This is a genomic window from Acinetobacter sp. YH12097 (assembly GCF_013419225.1).
GTDB lineage: Bacteria > Pseudomonadota > Gammaproteobacteria > Pseudomonadales > Moraxellaceae > Acinetobacter > Acinetobacter amyesii.
In genome coordinates this window covers 43997-67272 of the sequence record NZ_VPAN01000011.1, presented here as the reverse complement: position 1 = coordinate 67272, position 23276 = coordinate 43997, and the positions used below count along the sequence as shown (strand labels likewise).

The window sequence follows — 23276 nt, the reverse complement described above, 5'->3', positions numbered from 1 at the left end:
TCTAAACCGATTATTCAGCACAAAAAGAGAGCCCTTTGGCTCTCTTTTTTATTGCCTGAAACTTTAAACCCTAGTTAATAAAAAATAGCTAATATTCAAAATACTAAACCCATGCTTATTGAAAAATAAAAACTGAAGATTTAGCTCAAAGAAAGCCACAATCAATCTTTACGACAACTCAACTCAACTCAACTCAACTCAACTATATCGTCTCACCTTAAATCGAATATTCTTCAACATGACTTGTGCGATAGATGATGAACACTGCGCCTCCTAAATCAAAGGCAAAAAAAAGCAGATCAATCGATCTGCTCATTTCCAACACGTTGACGGAATTTTTGTCCCGCACGGAAGGTCACTACACGACGGGCAGAAATCGGAATTTCTTCACCCGTTTTCGGGTTACGGCCTGGGCGTTGACGTTTATCACGCAACTCGAAGTTACCGAAACCAGAGAGTTTAACTTGTTCCCCAGAGATTAGCGCTTGGCTAATCTCATCGAAGAATAACTCGACCATTTGTTTTGCTTCACGACGGTTTAAACTCGTGAGCTCACTTAAATGATCAGCCATTTCTGCTTTTGTTAATGCTGTCATGAAGCCCTCAATGTCGCCTGGTAAGTGTTTTCCAACACCTGAAGTATGTTATCCATACCGGTTTTGATTTCAGCATCTTCTAATGTACGTGTTGGATGTTGCCATTGAATTGCAAATGCCAATGAGCGCTTGCCTTCTTCGACACCTTGACCAGTGTACACATCGAATAACCAAACTGCGTCTAAAAGCTCACCGCCGGTTTTTTCGATAAGTTGCTGAATTTCACTAACATTAATCTTATCACTAATTAAAAGCGCAATATCACGTCGAACCGACGGAAAACGTGATAATTCTGTAAAATTAGATACATAAGTTTGCAAAACAGCCGATTGATCTAATTCAGCGACCCAAGTAGTCGCCAAATCCAACTCATCTTCTAAAGATGGGTGTAAACGACCAAAATAACCAATTGATTGACCATTGACTAAGATTTCAGCAGATTGACCTGGATGTAACCACGTACGCTCTGAACGTACATATTCAACATTTAAACGTGCAGAATTTAAAATCTCCTCTACATCGCCTTTAAAGTCAAAGAAATCCATAGGCTGTGCTTTACTATGCCAAGATTCAGTCGTACGTGAACCTGTTGCAACTAGTGCAAATGTTGGGATCTGTTTAAGATCATGAATGCTGTTCGCACCTTGATAATCAAAACGTAGACCAAGCTCATAGAAACGCACACGGTTTTGTTGACGGTTCACGTTGTATTGCACACATGGGATCAAACTTGATAATAAGGTTGAACGCATCACTGCAAGGTCGCTAGAAATCGGGTTTGCAAGCGCTAGTGGTTGAACCTGTGGATTCAATTGTTTCTCTAGTTTCGCATCTGCAAAGCTAAAGCTAATCGCTTCTTGATAACCCAAAGCCACTGCAGTTTGACGTAACTGAACCAATTCAAATTGGTCTTGGTATTTCGCTAGTTTGACATCAATCACCGGCAAGCTAATTTGAATATTGTCGTAACCGTGAATACGTGCTACTTCTTCGATGAGGTCTTGATAAATCGCCATGTCAAAACGATGTGATGGTGGTAAAACAGTCCACTCACCTTCTGCTTTCACAGTGACATTGCAACCCAAACGCGTTAAAGCATCCGTAATAAATGCAGATTCAACTTTATAACCGAGCAGTTGATCAACTTGCGCTTGGTTCAGTTCAATGGCTTCACGTTTTGGTAATAACTCTACTTTTTCAGCAACAGTAATTGGACCAAACTCACCACCAGCTAAATCAGCAATAAGCTGAGAAGCACGATGCATTGCAGTCATCGGCAATTCAAAGTCTACACCGCGTTCATAACGCTGAGATGCATCGGTATGCAAACCAAAACTACGTGCACGACCTGCGATATAGAGTTGATCAAAGAACGCCGACTCAAGGAAAATTTCAGTGGTATCGTCAGAAACGGCTGAACTTAGACCGCCCATGATCCCTGCAATCGCCAAGGCTTTTTGATCATCCGCAATCACCATCACGTTTTCAGATAATTTAACTTCTTGTTCATTCAACAACGTTAACTTTTCTGCTGCTGTTGCTTGGCGTACACGAACTGCCCCTTCAACTTTACCGCCATCGAATGCATGTAAAGGTTGACCCAATTCCATTAAAACGTAGTTGGTAATATCGACCAAAATACTGTGCTGACGAATGCCTGCACGAGCTAATGCACGCTCCATCCACTCAGGAGTTAGTGCTTTGGTATTGACGTTTTTGATCACTCGACCTAAGTAACGTGGGCAACCATCAGTTTCAACAACAACTTTCTTCTCATCAGTAATTGTTGCAGCAACTTCTTTAATTTCAGGGGCAGTCACAGGGAGTTGATTAATCACACCAATTTCACGTGCAATACCACGAATACTGAAGCAGTCACCACGGTTTGGCGTGATGCTGATATCAATCACATTGTCATCAAGATCTAAATATTCACGCACATTTACACCAACAGGTGCATCGGCAGGAAGCTCTAATAGACCGTCGATTTTATCTTCAAGATCAATTTCAGACGCACCGCACAGCATGCCTTGTGATTCAACACCACGAAGCTTGCCTTTTTTAATTTTGAAATCGCCCGGAAGTACTGCACCAATGGTTGCTACAGGAGCTTTCATGCCTACACGTACGTTTGGAGCTCCACAAACGATTTGTAACGGCTCGCCTGAACCGATGTTTACAGTAGTGACACGTAAACGGTCAGCATCAGGATGTTGAACCACTGTTAAAACTTCACCGACTACTACACCAGTAAATGGTTTTGCAGCAGGAGATAAATCATCAACTTCTAAACCTAACATGGTCAGTTGGTCAGAAAGTGTATCGCTATCAATGGCTGGGTTAACCCATGTACGCAACCAATTTTCGCTAATTTTCATTGTATAAAAACCTATTAATTCTAAATTTCTAATCCCCTCTAGCGCCCCTTTAAAGAAAGAGGACGAACCCTAAGTCATGATGGACACCCCCTCTCCTTTTAGGAGAGGTTAGGGAGAGGTATAAAACTGTTTAAGCAAATTGGCGTAAGAAACGCACATCATTTTGGTAGAACATACGCAGGTCATTAATGCCGTAACGCAACATGGCAAAACGCTCTACACCTAAACCGAAGGCAAAGCCTTTGTATTTTTCTGGGTCGATGCCAGCGGCTTGTAAAACGTTTGGATGCACCATACCGCAGCCCAAAACTTCCAACCATTTACCACGTTCATCCATGATATCCACTTCCGCACTTGGCTCTGTAAATGGGAAATAAGATGGACGGAAACGTACTTTCAAATCTTTTTCAAAGAATTCATTTAACAAGTTAACCAACAAACCTTTTAGTTCTGCAAAGCTGGTGTTTTCAGCCACATACAAACCTTCGATTTGATGGAACATTGGCGAATGCGTTTGGTCCGAGTCACAGCGATAAACACGACCAGGACACACAATACGGATTGGAGGCTGCTGATTTTCCATCGTACGAATTTGCACGCCTGAGGTATGCGTACGAAGTAAATGATTCGCATCAAAATAGAAAGTGTCGTGCATCGCACGTGCAGGATGATGACCCGGAATGTTCAATGCTTCAAAGTTGTGATAATCATCTTCAACTTCTGGACCAGTCGCAACAGTAAAGCCAGCTTTGGTAAAAAATTGGCAAATACGTTCTTGAACTTGGGTCACAGGGTGAATACTACCCACCGTTTGACCACGGCCGGGTAAAGTAATATCAATCGTTTCGCTAGCAAGCTTTTGTTCTAATGCAGCTTTTTGTAATTCAGCTTGACGAGCAGTCAGTGCGCCAGTAATCGATTCACGAACGGCATGAATTTGAGCACCAAAAACTTTACGTTCTTCTGGGTCCATTTTACCGAGCGACTTCGATTGTTCCGCGAGCTGGCTTTTCTTCCCTGTAAATTGCACTCGCACTTGGTCGAGTGTAGCAAGGTCCTCTGCTGCTGCAATCGCAGCGAGCGCTTCAGTGGTCAGGGCTTCCAGTGACATAGTAACTCTCAAAGCAACAATTTAAAAAAATAATATAAACCCCTTATTCTAACAGTTTTTAGCCGTTATGATGAAGCGCATTCACAAGTTAAAATTGCATTAGCATCAAGTTTTAAAAAAAGTATAAGATAAACACAATATCAATGGGATCCAATCTTTATGGCACTCGATCCAATCTGGAAACAACAGCTCACACTCGTCACTTATGGCAATGAATTTCTCAACCAAGGTTTGAGTTTTCAACGTTGGTTGAATCACCACATTTTTGATCAGCACAGTTTCCATTTTCGTGATTTGCTATCACAGCATTTATTGGCTCAACATTTCCAAATTTGGCTAGAAGGCTTAAAAAAACACGGGGTACAACGCTTAAGCTTACATAGCTCTAGCTTGCTAAATGATGAACAAAATCCGAATGCTAACGTTGAACTTCTTCCCTTTGCCCATTTTATTGTGAGCCACGAACAAAATAAAAAGCAGGCATGGATTTTTGGTAAAGAACTTGCCGAGTGGTATAACGCAGAAAATGACTATGAAGCACCTGTATCCCAACAACTACAAATACGTCGCGAAACTTTTTGGCGCTATGAGCTGAACCATAAACTCATTAAACGCATCGAAGCGGATATGCAGTTACCAAAATGGGATGATATTCATAACTTCACTGAAGCAGAATTATTTTTGCAAAAACCGGCGGAAGGTTTTATTGAGCCGGAGGTGTTAGGCACACCTTATTATGGTACGCAGCCTGATCTAAGCAGCGAATCGAATGAATCCGCAAAACTTGCACTCTTGCCAACGGATGCACAAGCGGATTTCGCACATGACAGCTTACATCGCCTAGAAGCATTAAACCGCCATATTCAGTCTAAAATTCAGCATCCCTATCACGCAGATGGCAGCATCTATACACCTGAAGAACAGTTAAATTTGCGACATTTTGCTCAAAAAACTGAAGATTTAACGGCAAAATTTATTGTGAAAGTCGCCAATCACTATAAAACTGCACGCTTAACTCCTGTTGTTGAAAGCTCTCCTCTGGATGGTTTTAAAACTGAACAAAGAAAATCAAATCCTCAACATGCACACACGCCAAATCCAACCCATAAACCCGGTGCAGGTGGAGTGATTACTTTAATTATTATTACGGTAGTGATTTGCTTATTGGCTTATTACTTCGGACTTTAACTGTATAAATATGATCAACACTAAAAAGCCCTTCTCATGGAAGGGCTTTTTTATGAACATGCTTATATATGAAAGACCTCAAAATTATGAGGTAGTTAAATAATTAAACGGACGAATTTCTAATCGAACGCGATGTTGATCGGCATGTTGATTAATATAATGACTAATAGAGACTACTTCCCCCTCAAGCTCGGCATCTGCACCATACATGATTTTGACCGCCTCACCTTTGCGGGGAATCATTTCGAGTTCTACTGTGATGTTGCCTTGACCCATTCCAACAATTTCAGCCAACATTTTATTTTCCTTTTGTTTTTTTCTATCCATACATTAGGCATGGCGCAAAGCTTGGTATAAAGATTATTTCTGTAACTTGGCTGCACTTTTTATTTTTGCAATATAAAACTTAAACATCAAAAACATAAGAGCCCAATTGTTCTAAAAACGCATCAACTGCAGTTGGTGTCTCTAATCGAATCCATTGAATATGTTGATATTCAGGTGCAGTCATCATCTGTAGATATTTTTCACGATTTTTTTTATGGGTTTTAATCATCCACCAAACGATTGAATCTCGACCAAACATTCGCCACAAACTTTCCTGATTATTTGAATCCGGCCAAAGATCTTGTTTGGACTTAGCCCGAGAAATCGCGCGCTTTACAGAGCGGTATAAATTGACTGGAAACGGTAGATCGAGCCAAATCACCGTATCTATTTCCGACCATTTCACCGGAATCGCCCGAGTATAGTTGCCATCAATAACATAACCATTTTTTGCTTTGGCAATTTCAGCTTCGATACGTGCAAAAAAGATTTCGTCAGGACACTCCTGCCAATCATCCAGCCAAAATAGGTTATCCAGTTCAATATAATGTAACCTTAATTTTTCCGCCAAAGCTCTGGAAAAGGTTGATTTTCCAGTGGCTGATGTACCGACTACGTTTATTCTTTTCATTGTCATGATGATCTACTTGAGTCTGGTGAATCTACTCCAAGATAACAGCATTGGATCTGTAGGTTAACTTTTATTCTTTACGATAATCCAAAAGATCTGCATCGATATTGATAAAATCAGGCTTTGGGGTTTGTTCAAATTGAACGGCTAATATATGTGACTGATTAGAAATGCAGGCTTTCGCGACTCGATGCATCCCATCCATCACTCGACCACTGGCACATAAAATAATGGGATAACTTAAGTCTGCATCATTTACCAATTGCAGATGTTCAATAATTTGCTGTGTGGTCGGTACAGATTTTGGAAACCAATATGCTTCATTTAACTCTTGAATGTCATTTACAGGGATTTGCTGAATCTTAAAATTTTGACTGAGTTTTACTAAACGATGTACATCCCAAATATACGTATCATCACCTACTTGGCGGAAGTGATACTGTTTGCGCACCAGGCCGTTACCTTTTGAATCAAATTCAAGCTAAGATAACTTACAATTGAAAAATAAAAAAATGATTCATTATGCTAGATCATTACGAGCAATTTATTCTGGGTTTGCAATATAACGCTCAACGCTTTTTTGACCAGAAGATTTACTATGACGAGATTTTGCACCCATGGTGCGGCCAAGCTTGCAACATTTTCTTGATTCGCGATTTTAAAACCAACGCATTACTACATGACTCAGTGGATCATTTGATCATGTATATGGCTGAAAAGCGGATTAGAACATGCTCACTTTATCCATTTGATCTTCTTTTTGAGCATGCAAAACTTAATCAACATACTCATTTTGACTTTGTAAAAACCAACTACCCTCTTGCTGTTTTCCACAACAATTTAAATCAAGCCTTTGCACTGGTTCAAATCCAATCTGAAACGAAAATTTTAGATATCAGCCCTATTGGTGATCCTCGGGAGTTTTGGGGTGCAAGTTCCACACAATTTCATGACGCATTCGGGCTGTTTACATTGATTGAGCTCAATCAACAACAGCGGAACGAATGCTTTTGCTTTGATAAAAAATCGAGTTGGAGCAGTTTAGTAAATAGCATTCAACTGGATTTATTTGAACATCCGTTTTCTACCCACATTCAGCCTCAATTTAAACTGATCCATAATTTGTATTATTATGACCTTCAGGATGATTCACTCCCTCTTCTTTTGGAGAATCATCAAGCTTCACCTCAAGTTGGATTAAGTCTGCTTAAAATGCTCAATTCAATCGAAGCTGCTATCAAAAATTTAAAACATGTAAAAAACGAAAGCTCACCGATCCATTTATTTACAACCGAAGAATATGCACAACTATTGGATTATGAGTACAAACTGTCAGAACACCATGTAGATGTCACGTGCTATACAGCCAATCATTTCAACCACGAAAATTTAGTCAATGATGAAGAGAAAGCTTTACTCAAACAACTACAGAAAAAATACCCCAAAGTTAATTATTTCAAGGCAACATCTGATCAAGCTCTTTCCGCCACCAACACTTCAACAGATAAAGAGCCTGAAAAACCATGGGTTGCATTTTTTTCTTTAGTTTTAATTTTTGCCATGCTATTCGCTTTACTTTATGGCTTTTATTTACTTTTTAAACAATTTGAGTTTATAAAATTTGCCGCAATCACAATTGGCATCATTGTGTTTTTAGCCATATGGTCGAAAAAATAAGATGTCTAATCAAATTCGTCCATAAAAAAAGACCGCTAAAAGCGGTCTTTTTTAAGTCATAAAGACTTATGCAGCTAATGCATCTTTAGCTTTAGAAGCTAAAGCAGCAAATGCAACTGCGTCATGCATAGCGATGTCAGCAAGTACGCGACGGTCGATAATCACTTGAGCTTTTTTCAAGCCGGCGATCATACGGCTGTACGACAAACCATTTTGACGAGCACCGGCATTGATACGCGCAATCCATAGAGCACGGAATTGACGTTTCTTTTGACGACGGTCACGGTAAGCATATTGACCTGCTTTAATTACTGCTTGGAACGCTACACGATATACGCGTGAACGAGCGCCGTAGTAACCTTTAGCACGAGCAAGAATTTTTTTATGACGGCGATGAGCCTGTACACCACGTTTAACACGAGCCATTTATAAATCTCCTTAGATGTATGGGCACATACGGCGAACTGAAGCAACGTCACTTACGTGAACCATTACACAGCCACGTAATTGACGGATACGCTTAGCAGATTTTTTGGTCAAAATGTGTCGTTTGAACGCTTGGTGACGTTTAAAACCGTTTGCAGTTGGCTTGAAGCGTTTAGCTGCACCACGGCGAGTTTTCATCTTAGGCATAAGAACCTCTTTTGAACACCTGTTCGGCACGTCTGCACCATTGCAAAGACGCCCTGCAGGTAAGGGAGCGAGTATTCTAAAGCATCTTTGCTCAAAACAAAAGCAAATCTTTCTACCGAATATCGATCTTAATTAATTTTCTGATATAGATTTTCCGATGATTTTATAAGCGATGCCCAATAAGGCTTATATAATGTCGGCACACCAACTATTAATGCCCATTATGAAACCTGCACAGGATGCTTTTGCAGCCCTACGTTATCGGGATTTCTCGATTGTTACGCTCAATCAATTTTGTCTGACCTTAGCCATTTTGATTCAAGAAATTATCGTTGCTTATTCACTATATCAAATCACCAAAGACCCGCTAACACTGGGCTTAATTGGTTTAGCCGAAGCAATTCCTTTTATTGCCCTCTCTTTGTGGGGAGGATATTTTGCAGATCGTTTCAATAAACAGACCATTATGAAAATTTGTCTGTTTTTTTCTGTACCGATGCCACTGATTCTTTGGGGGCTATTTCACCAATATGGTCTCGGGCAAATTGATGTCACCCAACTGTCTTGGGGGATTTATGCGGTCATTTTTGGGCTTGGAACCATCCGTGGTTTCTATAATCCATCTGCAACGTCGCTTAAACCTTTTTTGATCCCGCGGCAGCTCTATGCCAATGGTGCAACATGGACAACGATTGGTTGGCAAAGCGGGGTGATTATTGGGCCAATGCTCGGCGGTTTCATGTTGGCATTTTTAGGCCGTGAAACCAGTTTGCTCAGTGTTGCGGCGCTACTGACGGTCTGCTTCGTCCTCATTAATCTGCTCAGTAAACGCAGCTTCCCTAAAATTGAATCTGACAATTTAAAAGATAGTTTAAGTGAAGGTTTTCGTTTTATCTGGAAAACCAAAATTGTCCTTTGGGCGATTTCACTCGATTTGGTTTCTGTGCTTTTTGGTGGCGTGATTGCCCTCTTACCGATTTTTGCCGAAGATATTTTAAAAGTGGGGCCTGAAGGTTTAGGCTACTTACGAGCAGCACCGTCTATTGGCGCACTCATCACCATGATTGCACTAACCAAATTCCCGCCAACCCATCATGCATGGCGCAATATGTTATTGGCTGTAACGGGTTTTGGTGTATTTACCATTTTATTCGCATTTTCAAGCAATCTTTGGTTATCACTCTTCGCACTGGCAATGACCGGCGCATGTGACAGCATCTCCGTGGTGGTTCGCCAAACCATTTTACAGCTCTACCCGCCGGAAAATATGCGTGGGCGTGTTGCCGCGGTCAATGGCATGTTTGTCTCCAGTAGTAATGAACTTGGTGCATTTGAATCTGGATTGGCTGCAAAATATATGGGCACGATCATGGCGACACTGTTTGGTGGCTGTATGACCATGGCTGTAGTTGCGATCAGTTGGGCAAAAACCCGTGACTTGTTTTGGATCGACATTACCCATCAGTCAAAAAAATAATGGCATATTTTCCATTTAAACCTTGCCAGTATTTCCAATACAGGAAATACTGCGCAGCAATATCGACGCATTCATCACTCACTTTGTGATCTTAGAATAGACTTATGAAACAATATCTGTGCTTAACCCTTTTGGCCTGCGCTCCATTTTCTACAGCGTTTAGTGCTTCTACCAAAACCCACCAACTTCCGGCACAGAATATTGAAGTTGCTCCTGCGCATTTAACCACGCGTTTAAATTGGTCGGTTTTTCCAAAACCAGTATATGCCAATGAAGACCTCAAGCAACGTGATCGCGCAGCCATTATTCGTGTCACAGCGAATGCAAAAGGTACAATTACCGATGCAAGTGTTGAAGAAAGTACAGGTGTCGATCAACTCGACCGAATCTTAATTTCTGCTGTCAAAAAAGCTAAAGTCAAACCACATTTAGAAAATGGTGAAGCCAAAGCCATTATTGGCTATCAAGCGTTTAATTTGAGAGTTAAAGGCAATACGCCTGAATGTGATTTCAACTTTGATTCAAAAGTTTGGAAGGCACAAAGTGCAGATAAGAAAACGCCATTCCAATATGTATCTCAACCAAAATTAGATCTCACTAGCCATGAGTTGAAACAGCACGACCGTAAAGTCAAATTTAACTTTAAAGTGGACAAACACGGACAAGTGAAAAAGGTCAAGATCAAGCAAGGCTCTGGCATTTATACACTCGATCAGAAAGTCGTTGAAGCACTAAGAAATAGTCAGATCTCGGTTAAACGTACTGCGAGCACCCTATGGGTCTACAAAAAGTCGAACTTTAAAGATGAAATTCAATTTAAAGTGAATGGCTGCTCATAATCTCAATTTTTAGCGGCATTAAAATAATGCATTGGCGTGCCGCGCACTGATGGAATGACTATGTTGAAACAATATACAGCAATAGGTCTAATGCTCTGTGCAGGCACAGTGATGTGCACGCAGTATGCTGCCGCTGAGACTGCGCCCGCCAGCGAAGTAAAAATATTGCAAGACAGACCTGTCAGCTGGATGCGCGCACCCAAAGTTAAATTTGAGCCAGGAGATCTGGAAGGACGCCCTAGATTTGTCAATGTCGCAATTGATGCAGACAACTCGGGCAACATTACCGCAGTCAAAATCATCACCAGTTCAGGCTTGCCAGATTTGGATGATATGGTCATCAGCGCGGTAAAAAAGGCACGCTTCAGGCCTTATATAGAATCGGGCATCAGCTATCCCTTCCGAGCGACGCAGCCATTTGAATTTAATGCTGATGACTATTCATCGACACGTAAAACACCAAAAAGAAAGCCCATCAAAACCTGCTGGGCTGATTTTGAGCCCGAGGGCTTGCAGTTCCAACAGTCTGGACAACATAGAACATTTCAATACAAAGACGTCCCCGCAATGAAGCTGCCGATGACGGAATCTGAAGCAAAACAATTCAGCATAGATTTTAGTTTTAGCGTAGATCGTAAGAACCAAATTTCCAATATTCGTTTAATACAAAGTCCAAGTGATCCAATTGCCCGCTTGCTATTAAAGAAATTTGAACTGGCAAAAATCGAAGCGCCACGTAAGTTTTATCAGATCTTTAAAATTCAATTTAAAGAGCGCATTCAGCTGAAAAATATTCAATGTAATTGAAAAAATAGCCCGTAGATAAACAGATAACGTCCAATTTTGGCGATACTGACCAGTGTGAAAAATCGCCAGAAGTTTTCTTTCATTAAACCCGCGATTAAAGTAATTGGGTCTCCAATAATCGGCAGCCAACTCAGTAGCAAAGACCAATAACCATATTTGTGATAAATACCCTGTGCCTGCTGCATTTTCAGCTCTGACACGGGAAACCATGTTTTATTTTTATAATGTTCTACTTTTAAACCGAGCCACCAATTCACACAAGAACCGAGAATATTACCAATACTGGCCACCACAATCAGCAGCCATGGATTATGTTGACCATAGCTCAACAAGCCGAGCAATACGGCTTCGGACTGTAAAGGAAGTAAGGTCGCAGCCCCAAATGCCGCGAAGAATAAAACTAAAAATGACCACATCGAAATGAATGCTTAGAGACCTAATTTTTTCTTCGACTTCAAATATTCAAAATTTGACCAAAGCACTGCTGCAATAATCACAACGATTCTCGACCATTTATATTGTGAAGAAATCGGTTCAATCGCAGCCCGCATCAAGTTTTGATCTTTGGTATGTAAATCTGCAAGAATATTTTGAACATGCACAATTTCAGCGACAAATAGCACTAAGCAGCCTGCAATACCCAAAATAATACTCCAATAGATTCTTGGGTTATTTTCAACAATACGGGTAAAATTTAAGAAAAAGTCTTTCATCGCAAAATCGTCCAACTAAGCCGTCAACAACGCGTTCTTTTCGGCAGCGCCGCATTCTAACACAGCGTTAGAATTTTCTTCCGTCCTATCTAAAATCTTAAGGGGAGTCTTTCCGCACTTTACTTTTATACATGAGACTTCTAATCTGCCACGCAAATATTGAATAATTTTAACTCACTTTATGAAAAAAATTCTTTGCTTAAGTTTTATCGTGTTATTACAAATTTTGACCGCTTTATATGCACAAAGTCCTTCTGAAGTTGCCAAACAACACGTGATTACACAAGATCAAATGATTTGGCAAAAGCGACCTTTCTTTAACTTCAACAATGACGATCTGGGCAATCAAAATCGTGACCTTAGTTTTAAATTGTATGTTTTAGCCACCGGCGAAGTTCAAAAAGCTGAATTAATCAAAAGCTCTGGACTTACACACATTGATAAGCGGGTTGAGCAGTCACTTTTACGTGCCAAGTTCAAACCTTATATCGAAAATGGTGTAGCCTCCCCTTTGTTGCCTTACAGCCCTTCTCACTCAAGACCCTGAAAGAAAACCAAAGACCTTGGTGGAAAAAGCTTCTATTTATTTCGTAAAAAAAGAGCATGTTTCCATGCTCTTTTTTTAAACGTGTATTGCTAAGGCTTTTTGTACCGCTGGACGGGCCGTCAGTCGATCGATATAGTCTTTCACGTATGGATAATCTTCCAGCTGAATTTGCTGCCATTCATGACGCAGTGCCCAAGGCAGAATAGCCATATCTGCAATCGAATACTCTCCAGCCACAAATTTTTGACCAATCAACTGATGGTTCAAAACTTTATATAAGCGTTTAGACTCATTTACATAACGTTCAGTTGCATACGGAATACGTTCAGGTGCAAAACGACTAAAATGATGATTTTGTCCTAACATGGGCCCAAAACCACCCATTTGCCACATCAACCATTGTTCAACTTCAACGCGCTCAAACTCATCTTCTGGATAAAACAAACCTGTTTTACGTCCAAGATATTGCAGAATCGCACCAGACTCAAAAACTGAAATCGACTCTCCTCGTGGGCCATTCTGATCCACGATTGCAGGGATTTTATTGTTCGGAGAAATTCTCAAAAAGTCTGGCTGAAATTGATCATTTTCCAAGATATTAATCGGAAAAATTTGGTATTCCAAACCCATTTCTTCTAAAGCGATGGTAATTTTATGTCCATTGGGTGTACCCCAATAGTAGAGATCAATCATCTATATTCCTTTTTAATTTTCAGTAAGGCAATCTCATTTTGCTTTATGTATAACATGTTTAATCCAGTGAAAGCTTGTCAGTTTTTCTGAAAAGTAACGTTAAAATGTGAATTATCACTTTGCTTTTAAAATCACTTAAGGTACAAAAATTCAAAAAATATAATTTTTTTATAAAAATCCCTTGAAAAAAATCAGCACAGACCGATATTGATACATGTACAAGGATCAAACGATCTTGTTAGTGAACAGTGGATGCCAAGCATCACTGAACATTTCTTATTGTTACAACTTTGCTTATTAAAGAGAGTTCTAATTATGAGTAGTTTAAATCTTAACCCACTTTTCCGTCGTAGCATTGGTTTTGATCGTTTCAACGATTTATTTGATTATGCCATGCAAAGCGACACACCAAATTACCCGCCATACAATATTGAAAAAACGGCTGAAAATAGCTATCGCATTGTGGTGGCAACCGCAGGTTTTACAGAAGATGAACTTTCGCTAAACTTAGAAAATCAAGTGCTAAGCATTTCAGGTAAACCAACTGAAGCGCAAGATACAACTGTGGAATTCCTGCATAAAGGCATTGCTCGTCGTACATTTAAACTGTCTTTACGCTTAGATGAACATATAGAAGTGCAACAAGCCCTATATGAAAATGGTTTATTGACAGTGGACTTACAGCGTATTATTCCTGAAGAAAAACTGCCACGCCAAATTCCAATTGGCAAAAAGGCATTGATAGAAAGTCCTGTCCAAGAAAATAGCGCTGAGTAAACCCTCATAAAAAAAGACCCTTCGGGGTCTTTTTTTTGAAAAAAATAGTTAAATTCGTAACATGATAAAAAAGAATTAAAATCATCCCATCTCAAAAATATAGTGTCTAGATTGCAAATTTTATGTTCTGATTTTTTATTCCAAACTAAATACTCCATATAGGTGTTTTTAATGAATCCTTGGTGGGTCTGGCTTACAAGCTGCTCATCTACTCTTTTTAAATTTTGGCGTATCTTGCAAAAAATAATCCTACTCTGTATTACTATCTATTTATATGAAATGTACTTTGTTCTGATTGCTTTTATGACATGGAATATACGACCTAATATTACCAAGATGAAAATCTATTGGAGGGTACTGAAAATTCCTATTTCACAGCCTGTTTTATGTAAATAGATCTCACATAGTTAGCTCAATAAAAAGCTTTGCTCACTTTATACCTACATTAAAACTAAATTAAAGCATTTCAAAACGTCTGAATCGAAACAACGATTGAATATCAATTAAAATATAATCAAATTTGTCTTTCTTAAAGAAACTTACTTAATACCCTCAGACATAAGTTCGCATTCATGAATTTTGCTCTATTTTCCAATCAATACGCAGCAAAAATTATTGGTGCCCTTGAACATCATTGAGATTAAAAAACCAAAATATAGGCAAAAAAAAGCACTGCAAATGCAGTGCTTTTTTAATGGATACTTACTTTTTCTTTTTAGGACCAAGCAGCATACCCATTTGACGGCCTTCCATTTTTGGTGTTTGTTCAACAACACCATAGTCAACCACGTCAGCTTCAATTTTTTGCAATTGAGCCAAACCTAACTGTTGGTGTGCCATTTCACGACCACGGAAACGAAGCGTGATTTTTACCTTATTGCCTTCTTCAAGGAACTTGATAATGGCACGTAGTTTAACGTTGTAGTCACCAACATCAGTACCAGGGCGTAGCTTGATTTCTTTCACCTGTACTTGATGTTGTTTTTTCTTCGCTTCTTTTTGCTTTTGTTTTAGATCAAACAAATGCTTGTTAAAATCCATGATTTTGCAGACTGGTGGCTCAGCATTAGCAACAATCTCAACAAGGTCAAGATCTACTGCTTCTGCAGCACGCAAAGCGTCAGCAAGAGATACAATCCCTTTTTGCTCGCCATTTTCGTCTACTAGACGGACTTCTTTTGCACGAATTTCATCATTCAAGGCAGGACGGTTTGATTTTCCGCCCTGTTGATTACGGTCAGGCTGTTTAATCGCTTTTACTCCACAATGTACCGGCCGCGTTCGGCTACGGCTGCTTTTACTAGGTCAACGAATGCATCAATTGACATAGTACCCAAATTTTTTCCAGAGCGAGTACGGACGTTTACAGTACCTTCCTCAACTTCACGGTCCCCAAGAACCAATAAGTAAGGAATACGCTCTAAAGTACGTTCACGAATCTTAAAGCCGATTTTCTCATTTCTCAAGTCTGAAATCGCGCGGATACCGCTTTCTTTAAGTTTAGCGACGACTGACTCACATGCTTCAGCTTGTGAATCGGTAATGTTCATCACACATGCTTGAATTGGAGACAACCAAGGTGGCATGAAACCAGCATAGTGTTCAATAAGTATACCAATAAAACGCTCGAAACTGCCAAGAATTGCACGGTGCAACATTACAGGCTGATCACGGTCGTTATCTTCAGTCACATAAGATGCGTCAAGACGTTCTGGTAAGTTAAAGTCACATTGAATTGTACCGCACTGCCATACACGACCTAAGCAGTCTTTGAGTGAGAATTCAATTTTCGGACCGTAGAATGCACCTTCACCCGGTTGAAGTTCCCACTCTAGGCCTGCAGCATCTAAAGCATCTGCTAAAGATTTTTCCGCCATGTCCCAAAGTTTGTCATCACCCACACGTTTTTCTGGACGTGTAGACAACTTCATTTGTACTTCTTCAAAGCCGAAGTCTTTATATACATCTAATGTCAGTTTAATAAAGTCTGCAACTTCAGTACCGATTTGTTCTTTGGTACAGAAGATATGCGCATCATCTTGCGTAAAGCCACGTACACGCATAATGCCGTGTAATGAACCTGATGGTTCGTTACGGTGACATGAACCAAACTCAGCCAAACGAATTGGAAGATCACGGTAAGATTTCAAACCTTGGTTGAAGACTTGCACGTGACATGGGCAGTTCATTGGTTTTACTGCATAGTTACGGTTCTCTGAGTGAGTCGTAAACATGTTTTCAGCATAGTTTGCTGCGTGACCTGATTTTTCCCAAAGCGTGAAATCAACCACTTGCGGTGTACGGATTTCTTGGTAACCGTTGGCTTGTTGAACTTTACGCATGTATTGTTCAAGCACTTGGTAAATAGTCCAACCGTTTGGATGCCAGAACACCATACCCGGCGCTTCTTCTTGCATATGGAACAAGTCTAACGCTTTACCAATTTTACGATGATCGCGTTTTTCAGCTTCTTCAATACGTTTGATGTAGGCAGCTAACTGTTTTTTGTCCGCCCAAGCTGTACCGTAAATACGTTGTAGCTGTTCGTTTTTCGCATCACCGCGCCAGTAAGCACCAGAGATTTTAGTCAACTTGAACGATTTTAAGAATTTGGTATTTGGAACGTGCGGACCACGGCACATATCCAAGTAGTCTTGATGGTAGTACAAGCCCATTTCAGTTTCTTCAGGCATGTCTTCGATCAGACGCAGTTTGTATTCTTCGCCACGTGCAGTGAACTCTTTAATCACTTCATCACGTGGAGTCATTTTTTTGATGACATCGTAGTCTTGGTCGATGAGCTTTTTCATGCGCTCTTCGATTGCTGCCATGTCGTCTAAAGTAAACGGACGTGGCATCCAGATGTCATAGTAGAAACCTTCTTCAATGACAGGACCAATGACCATCTTTGCTTCTGGGAACAATTGCTTAACGGCATGACCCACCAAGTGCGCACAAGAGTGACGAATGATGTGAATACCATCTTCATCTTTAGGCGTGATAATTTGTAGGCTTGCATCTTCTGTAATTAAATCACACGCATCAACTAAACGATCGTTTACACGACCCGCAACTGTATTTTTTGCTAGACCAGGACCGATGCTTTGAGCAACTTCCATCACAGACACGGCATGATCAAATTCTTTTTGATCGCCATTTGGCAAAGTGATAATTGGCATATAAAAATCCTTAAGGAGTGATGCCCCGTACAATGGAGCATGTCACCGCGAGATTATGATCGAGGGAGACCCCCCAAAAGATAAAAACGGTGGATAAATAAAATTCGACCTAAATTTTACACGCCCTGCCAACTTTAATAAACCTCTAATCCCATGGAAGTTGATTTTTCTACCGCCTTTTACAAGACTCCTGATAATTCAAGCAGATTTCAGCCGAAATGCACTTTATGCTGTCAACATAATAATCACGTTCTCATTCATAACTGATGTTACGCACGTAAAAAAAAATTGCGAAACAATTGAACCAAAGAACGTAAGGACGCTTTTTTATTCTCTGAATGTCTCTAAGGCGATCAATTGATCTGATTGATACAACCAAAGCTGTGCAAATTGAGGGATGATCATTTCACTTTGCGCAGGGCGTAAAAAAATATAATCATCTATGTCTATGCTACTTGTCTGCGGAATTTGCACAAGTTCCTGATTACTACTTCGACCATATAATGCATGGGGCTGACTGCCTTGAGGATAAACATAGTCCCCTCGCCAATAGCCTCCATAAATAAACACAGCCTGAGATTTTGCCCAACGACTGAGCCATTCTAACTGTGGTAATTCAGTCCGCGGCAACACTTTTAACACTGGTGTGGCGAGCCACAAGGCACTTTGGAAAGCTTGTAAATTTTTCAGTTCAAAATCTGCGGGTTTTAATAACATCGAGCCAAACGAGACTTCGTTACAGACGCTCTGCTGATAATGAAAACTAAAACTAGGACTACCACCACCATTCCAACAGGTGTGTTCATCACATAAAGTTGGATAGCGCTGTTGTACATAAGCTTTGAATTGTTGATAACTTTTCTGGGATTGTTGATAAGTCTGTTCAGCAGATTGGATCAGTCGTGGAATCTTCGCCACATGTGCGTCGTAGCCCATCAATCCTGAAAATTTTAAATGTTGAGGATGTCGAACGATTACATCCAAAATAGCCTTTAGCTCATCGATTGTTTTCAGACCACCACGGTGTAACCCCACATCGATTTCAATATTAATGCGTAGACACAGTTGATGCTGCTCAGCAAATTTGAGGTATTGGGCTAAACGCTGTTCACTATCAATCAGCCATTGCACTTGCGATTGCGTTGCCTGCAAAAACGCCTTGTCTGCATGGTTCAAGGCCTGAATCGGCATCGGTTTTCCAAACAACACATCGGCTTGCGGTATCGATTCGAAAAGTGTTTTCAGATGTGCAAAATGAAATAGCATGAAACGCTGTGTCTGAAGCTGTGTAGCACAGTGTTGAAGCAATGCCATGCAGGCCAAGGATTTCACCACCAAACGCGTATGTAGATTTTGTGGTATTTGCTGCTGAGTGATCGCCAAGTTGTGATTTAATGCTGCAACATCCACAATTAACTGCGGCATCCCCGTCCCGTTTTGCTTTAGCAGCGTATTCAACTTTTGAAAATATGCATCCATGCCATCCCCTTTTTCATATCGTTCAATTGGTCTTCAACGTTTAACTTTACACGATGCTTATTCAATCAGTAATTGCTGTAGCTCTGGACTGAGCCACTTTTGCTTCGGATCTAATTCTTGTCGAATATTAAAAAAATCCTGCCACTTGGGGTACACATTTTGAAGCTGCCGTGCATTTAGGCTATGCAATTTCCCCCAATGCGGACGCCCGCCATATTTTAAAAAAATCGGCTCCACGAGCTTAAAGATGACTTGATAATCTTGCTTATAGAACTGATGCACCGAAATTGAGGCCGAATCTTGCTGATAAAATGGACTGAGCCAAATATCATCCCCACGTACAAGTCGATATTCTAGCGGAAAAAACATCGGAACCTTATGTCGTCGAAGGGTATGCAAAATTTCTTCTAAACAATTCATCCCGTGTTGCAGCGGAATCTGGTATTCCATCTCATTAAATTTGGTATTTCGAGCAGAAGGAAAAATTCGACTTGACCAGTCTACGTTCATCGAAGGTTTGACAAAAACACCTAATAATTTTTGTAGCCATGGATTCAGTGGTGGAAAAATTCGCGTCAATTCTGCACAAAATTTGAGCAATACGTCATCATCTAACCACTGTTCTTTCCGCGGTTGAAGGTCATCTTCTGTCATATCTAAGGTTTTTAAAATAACCTGATCGGCATGACTAAATGCCCAGAACTCAATATGTCGATGTTCATATTGCCATTGCTGCATATTCTGCAAGACATCTTTCAGCGGACATAATCGCGTTTGTTCTTTGAGTTTATACATCGGTCGGTTTTGCAGCTTTACATGCGTCAGCACGCCTAAACTCCCGAGTGAAACACGCCCTGCTTGGAAAATTTCGCTGTTCTGTTCAGCACTGCATTGTATTAATTCGCCCTGCGCGGTTAATAACTCAAAACCCGTAACCAATGCCGATAAACATGGTAATTCGAGTCCGGTACCATGTGTTCCTGTTGCGATAGCCCCAGCCAAACTTTGACGATCAATATCACCTTGATTAATCAGTGCTTGATCAAAAGCCGCGAGCTTCTCCCCCAAATCAAATAATCTTGTGCCAGCTTGGACGGTACTTTGGCAGCGTTCAGCATCGATATCTAGAATGCCTTTGAGATGATCTAAACGTACTAAGGTATCTGTAGTTTTTGCCAAAGGGCTAAACGAGTGCCCTGCGCCAACCAAGCGAATCTTAGGATGGGATTGCACCACATCCATTAATTGCTCAAGATTTTGCGGTTGTATAAATGACTTCGGGATCGACTTCTGAGCACCTGACCAATTTTCCCATGCAATGTCGTTTTGAATTGTCATATTCATCCTTGTCGCCATACTTTTTATTGTATTTAGCCGTATTGTTTTATTTTTGATTTCCGCTTTTGCAATGTTAATGCACAAGCCATCTTGATTTTTTACTTAGATTATACGAAGTTCAGCATCTTCTCAAATTTAAGTTTATTGTTATAAAACAGCAAATAAGCCACGATCAATTAAAGAAAAAATCATTCGTTTATACCCCCACACAGACTATTCAAAGTGCTCTACATTATTCGTTAAGCATCATTCAAACCTGATCAATGAAGAGGATCACACACGAAAATATCGGTAAAATCAGTATAAAAAACCAACAACACCTGTATATTTTTCAGCTAAATTATTTATGCTAAAAAATCAATTTTGAGAACTACAGGGTTCATTTTCGTCACCTTATTGTTTTTATTTTATTCAATTTCAATTACTTAAAAATTTAGTGTAAATACTCGACTAAAGCATAAATGCAGAGGAGCTATGGACTGAATTATTGTTAAGTCAGATTTAAAACAATTAGACATGGACTTGGAGTACCACGATGGTTAGCGCATACGATGAATTGCCACGGACCCCGGCAAATTTTGTGGCACTTTCGCCTCTACGTTATTTAGAGCGTGCAGCCTATATTTATCCTGATCAGGATGCCATTATCCACGGCAATCGTCATATTTCATGGCGCCAAACGTATAACCGCTGTCGTCAATTTGCGCATCAGTTGCAACAATTAGGCATTGGCAAAAACGACACCGTGTCTGTGTTATTACCGAACGTTCCGGCTATGGTTGAAGCACACTTTGCCGTACCGATGGCGGGTGCTGTACTGAATACGCTAAATACACGCCTTGATGCGAAAACCATTGCCTTCATGCTGGAACATGCGGAAACCAAAGTCCTGTTGGTTGACCCTGAATTCACTCAAGTAGCCACAGAAGCTTTGGCTTTAATCGATCAAGACATTTATGTCATTGATGTTGCAGATGCAGAGTTTGAAGGCACAGCACAACCGATTGGACAAATCGAATTTGAAGACTGGTTGGCGCAAGGCGATGCCAAATTTGAATGGCACTTACCCCAAGATGAATGGGATGCGATTAGCTTAAGCTATACCTCGGGTACCACAGGGAATCCAAAAGGCGTGGTGTATCATCACCGCGGCGCATATATCAATGCAGCGAGTAACATCATCGCTTGCGGCATGACGCCACGTGCAACGTATCTGTGGACGCTTCCTCTATTCCACTGTAATGGCTGGTGCTTTGCTTGGACAATGGCAGCCAATGGCGGAACCAATATTTGTCTACGTAAAATCGACCCTGAACTGATTTTCAAACTGATTGCAGAACACAAAGTAGATTATTTCTGCGGTGCGCCAATCGTACTTTCAATGCTGATCAATACGCCTGAAGAGAAAAAAGCGCAATTTGACCATCGCGTTGAAGTGATGGTGGCTGGTGCAGCGCCACCTGCTGCGATTATTGAAGGGATGCGTAATATTGGCATCAATGTCACACATGTTTACGGTTTGACTGAAACCTATGGTCCATCTGCACTCTGCGCATCGCAAGCAGGCTGGTCTGATCTTTCCATTCAAGAACAAGCACAGTTGCATTCTCGCCAAGGTGTGCCATACCCGCTTCAAGATGGCATGAAAGTCATTGATCCTGAAACCATGTTACCTGTTCCACATGATGGCCAGACCATGGGTGAAATCATGTTCCGTGGCAACATCGTAATGAAAGGTTATTTGAAAAACCCTGAAGCAACGGCCGAAGCCTTTGCCGGTGGTTGGTTCCATACCGGCGACTTAGCAGTCTGCCAACCCGACGGTTATGCCAAAATTACTGACCGCTCTAAAGATGTAATCATTTCAGGCGGTGAAAACATTTCATCGCTCGAAGTGGAAGAAATTCTGTATCAACACCCTGCTGTACTGACTGCTGCCGTGGTTGCAAAACCCGACCCTCGTTGGCAAGAGGTGCCTTGTGCCTTTATTGAATTAAAAGCAGGTAAAGAAGCAACTCCTGAAGAACTGATCGAATTCTGTAAGCAGCACCTTGCACGTTTCAAAGTACCTAAAGATGTAGTGATTACCGAAATTCCAAAAACCTCGACAGGTAAACTTCAAAAGTTTGTTTTACGTGAATGGGCTAAAGAGCGCGCTGTTGGTGAATTTGGTTAATATTCAAACTCAAAAGCCAAGCTTGAATTTTTCAATACTCAAGCAAAAAAAAAGCGACCTGATCAGGTCGCTTTTTTGATGTGAAATTATAGACATCACGTTTTGCTTCAATGATCAGATCATGTTGAATTATCTGATCATTGAGCTATCTAAGCACTTGGCTATCTAATAATTCATTAGTTATCAGATAATAAAGCCACTTGTTGAATGTAGTTAAACAATTTCAACTTTGACGCAGTCAGTTCTTCTTCGCTTACATTTTTTGCTATATCACGTTGAATACGCAAAATATGCTGACGAATAGGATGATGTTCAGCAGCATTATGTGCTTTCATGAACTCTTTAATGACGGGATCACCTTGGGCAATCATACGTTCAGTCCAGCGTTGAAGCTGCGCTGTTTTTTTCGCACCTTGCTGCGGGGTTAAGTAAGATAAAATCATGGTTTCATCTTCATTACGCAGTAATTTACCTACACGTTGAAACTGACGGCGTCGTGCTTCATGTGAAGTAATTGTTTGTGCATCTAGTAGTGCTTCGATCAGACGCTCTTCAACAGGAAGATTTTTAATCTGTTTAGGATTCAGTTTTGCAAGTTCCTCGCCCAAAGCAGCCATACGTTGTACAGCTTTCTTTTGCTCAGTTTTACTTGCACGTCCTTCTAAGGATTCAAAGTCTTCTTCGGTATAGCGGTTCGGTCGACGTGCCAC

Annotated in this window: 24 protein-coding genes; 8 read left to right on the top strand and 16 right to left on the bottom strand. The window is 40.6% G+C overall.

The window, feature by feature from the left end:
- Positions 1-299 precede the first annotated feature (299 nt).
- The 3 genes from FTU37_RS07085 to pheS form a co-directional block, all read right to left on the bottom strand.
- A complete protein-coding gene (locus FTU37_RS07085) occupies positions 300-596 on the bottom strand; it encodes an integration host factor subunit alpha (RefSeq protein WP_004649746.1) in 297 nt (98 codons plus the stop codon).
- Positions 593-2974 (bottom strand): phenylalanine--tRNA ligase subunit beta, encoded by a 2382-nt coding sequence (gene pheT / locus FTU37_RS07080; RefSeq protein ID WP_180124070.1) that lies wholly within the window; start codon positions 2972-2974, stop codon positions 593-595. The genes FTU37_RS07085 and pheT overlap by 4 nt, the downstream gene beginning before the upstream one ends.
- Before the next feature lie 130 nt (positions 2975-3104).
- The gene (pheS, locus tag FTU37_RS07075) at positions 3105-4085 is read right to left on the bottom strand and encodes a phenylalanine--tRNA ligase subunit alpha (protein ID WP_078192633.1); all 981 of its coding nucleotides are present in this window, start codon (positions 4083-4085) and stop codon (positions 3105-3107) included.
- 159 nt (positions 4086-4244) lie between these two features.
- Here pheS and FTU37_RS07070 point away from each other — a divergent pair, with 159 nt between their 5' ends.
- Positions 4245-5273 carry a hypothetical protein gene (locus tag FTU37_RS07070; RefSeq protein WP_180007237.1) on the top strand — a complete coding sequence of 343 codons (1029 nt, stop codon included), beginning with the start codon at positions 4245-4247 and terminating at the stop codon, positions 5271-5273.
- Between the two features lie 84 nt (positions 5274-5357).
- Here the strand turns inward: FTU37_RS07070 and FTU37_RS07065 are convergent, their stop codons facing one another.
- The 3 genes from FTU37_RS07065 to FTU37_RS07055 form a co-directional block, all read right to left on the bottom strand.
- Positions 5358-5570: a hypothetical protein gene (locus FTU37_RS07065; RefSeq protein ID WP_180007268.1), complete on the bottom strand. Its 213-nt coding sequence runs from the start codon at positions 5568-5570 to the stop codon at positions 5358-5360.
- 109 nt (positions 5571-5679) lie between these two features.
- Positions 5680-6231, bottom strand: a complete 552-nt coding sequence (locus FTU37_RS07060) for an AAA family ATPase (protein ID WP_180007236.1) — start codon at positions 6229-6231, stop codon at positions 5680-5682.
- A gap of 70 nt (positions 6232-6301) precedes the next feature.
- On the bottom strand, positions 6302-6682 hold the full coding sequence (locus FTU37_RS07055; RefSeq protein ID WP_180124069.1) for a hypothetical protein: 381 nt from the start codon (positions 6680-6682) through the stop codon (positions 6302-6304).
- Positions 6683-6753: 71 nt separating this feature from the next.
- On the opposite strand from FTU37_RS07055, the gene FTU37_RS07050 reads away from it, so the two are divergent.
- Positions 6754-7908: a hypothetical protein gene (locus FTU37_RS07050; RefSeq protein ID WP_180124068.1), complete on the top strand. Its 1155-nt coding sequence runs from the start codon at positions 6754-6756 to the stop codon at positions 7906-7908.
- A 66-nt stretch (positions 7909-7974) separates the two neighbouring features.
- On the opposite strand, the gene rplT is transcribed toward FTU37_RS07050, so the two are convergent.
- Together rplT and rpmI are read right to left on the bottom strand one after the other, a co-directional pair.
- Positions 7975-8334, bottom strand: a complete 360-nt coding sequence (gene rplT / locus FTU37_RS07045) for a 50S ribosomal protein L20 (RefSeq protein WP_004647525.1) — start codon at positions 8332-8334, stop codon at positions 7975-7977.
- Positions 8335-8346: 12 nt separating this feature from the next.
- A complete protein-coding gene (gene rpmI / locus FTU37_RS07040; RefSeq protein WP_065994397.1) occupies positions 8347-8541 on the bottom strand; it encodes a 50S ribosomal protein L35 in 195 nt (64 codons plus the stop codon).
- A 223-nt stretch (positions 8542-8764) separates the two neighbouring features.
- Between rpmI and FTU37_RS07035 the strand changes: the two genes are divergently transcribed.
- The 3 genes from FTU37_RS07035 to FTU37_RS07025 all read left to right on the top strand — a co-directional run bounded on the left by FTU37_RS07035 (position 8765) and on the right by FTU37_RS07025 (position 11664).
- Positions 8765-10018, top strand: coding sequence for an MFS transporter (locus tag FTU37_RS07035; RefSeq protein WP_180124073.1), 1254 nt, complete (start codon positions 8765-8767; stop codon positions 10016-10018).
- 104 nt (positions 10019-10122) lie between these two features.
- Entirely contained in the window at positions 10123-10857 is a 735-nt protein-coding gene (locus FTU37_RS07030; RefSeq protein ID WP_180124067.1) for an energy transducer TonB, read from the top strand.
- A 60-nt stretch (positions 10858-10917) separates the two neighbouring features.
- Entirely contained in the window at positions 10918-11664 is a 747-nt protein-coding gene (locus FTU37_RS07025; RefSeq protein WP_180124066.1) for an energy transducer TonB, read from the top strand.
- Here the strand turns inward: FTU37_RS07025 and FTU37_RS07020 are convergent.
- Both FTU37_RS07020 and FTU37_RS07015 read right to left on the bottom strand, forming a co-directional pair.
- A complete protein-coding gene (locus FTU37_RS07020) occupies positions 11652-12080 on the bottom strand; it encodes a YqaA family protein (RefSeq protein ID WP_111884728.1) in 429 nt (142 codons plus the stop codon). The two genes, FTU37_RS07025 and FTU37_RS07020, sit on opposite strands and share 13 nt — an antisense overlap.
- A gap of 12 nt (positions 12081-12092) precedes the next feature.
- Positions 12093-12377, bottom strand: coding sequence for a hypothetical protein (locus FTU37_RS07015; RefSeq protein WP_180124065.1), 285 nt, complete (start codon positions 12375-12377; stop codon positions 12093-12095).
- A 211-nt stretch (positions 12378-12588) separates the two neighbouring features.
- Between FTU37_RS07015 and FTU37_RS07010 the strand changes: the two genes are divergently transcribed.
- Entirely contained in the window at positions 12589-12924 is a 336-nt protein-coding gene (locus tag FTU37_RS07010; protein WP_180124064.1) for an energy transducer TonB, read from the top strand.
- A gap of 75 nt (positions 12925-12999) precedes the next feature.
- Here FTU37_RS07010 and FTU37_RS07005 read toward each other — a convergent pair whose 3' ends face one another.
- Positions 13000-13617, bottom strand: coding sequence for a glutathione S-transferase N-terminal domain-containing protein (locus FTU37_RS07005; protein ID WP_168378472.1), 618 nt, complete (start codon positions 13615-13617; stop codon positions 13000-13002).
- Between the two features lie 315 nt (positions 13618-13932).
- On the opposite strand from FTU37_RS07005, the gene FTU37_RS07000 reads away from it, so the two are divergent.
- Positions 13933-14394 (top strand): Hsp20 family protein, encoded by a 462-nt coding sequence (locus FTU37_RS07000; protein ID WP_168378471.1) that lies wholly within the window; start codon positions 13933-13935, stop codon positions 14392-14394.
- A gap of 702 nt (positions 14395-15096) precedes the next feature.
- On the opposite strand, the gene infC is transcribed toward FTU37_RS07000, so the two are convergent.
- From infC to FTU37_RS06980, 4 genes are all read right to left on the bottom strand, one after another.
- The gene (infC, locus tag FTU37_RS06995; protein WP_078192643.1) at positions 15097-15645 is read right to left on the bottom strand and encodes a translation initiation factor IF-3; all 549 of its coding nucleotides are present in this window, start codon (positions 15643-15645) and stop codon (positions 15097-15099) included.
- A gap of 5 nt (positions 15646-15650) precedes the next feature.
- The gene (gene thrS / locus FTU37_RS06990; protein WP_180065882.1) at positions 15651-17573 is read right to left on the bottom strand and encodes a threonine--tRNA ligase; all 1923 of its coding nucleotides are present in this window, start codon (positions 17571-17573) and stop codon (positions 15651-15653) included.
- A gap of 327 nt (positions 17574-17900) precedes the next feature.
- Complete coding sequence (locus FTU37_RS06985) at positions 17901-19052, bottom strand: alanine racemase (protein WP_180124063.1); 1152 nt, start codon at positions 19050-19052, stop codon at positions 17901-17903.
- 57 nt (positions 19053-19109) lie between these two features.
- Positions 19110-20390, bottom strand: coding sequence for a D-arabinono-1,4-lactone oxidase (locus FTU37_RS06980; RefSeq protein WP_373686292.1), 1281 nt, complete (start codon positions 20388-20390; stop codon positions 19110-19112).
- Between the two features lie 535 nt (positions 20391-20925).
- On the opposite strand from FTU37_RS06980, the gene FTU37_RS06975 reads away from it, so the two are divergent.
- Positions 20926-22566: an acyl-CoA synthetase gene (locus FTU37_RS06975; RefSeq protein ID WP_180124061.1), complete on the top strand. Its 1641-nt coding sequence runs from the start codon at positions 20926-20928 to the stop codon at positions 22564-22566.
- A 176-nt stretch (positions 22567-22742) separates the two neighbouring features.
- Here the strand turns inward: FTU37_RS06975 and yjgA are convergent, their stop codons facing one another.
- Positions 22743-23276 carry a ribosome biogenesis factor YjgA gene (gene yjgA / locus FTU37_RS06970; RefSeq protein WP_078189593.1) on the bottom strand — a complete coding sequence of 178 codons (534 nt, stop codon included), beginning with the start codon at positions 23274-23276 and terminating at the stop codon, positions 22743-22745.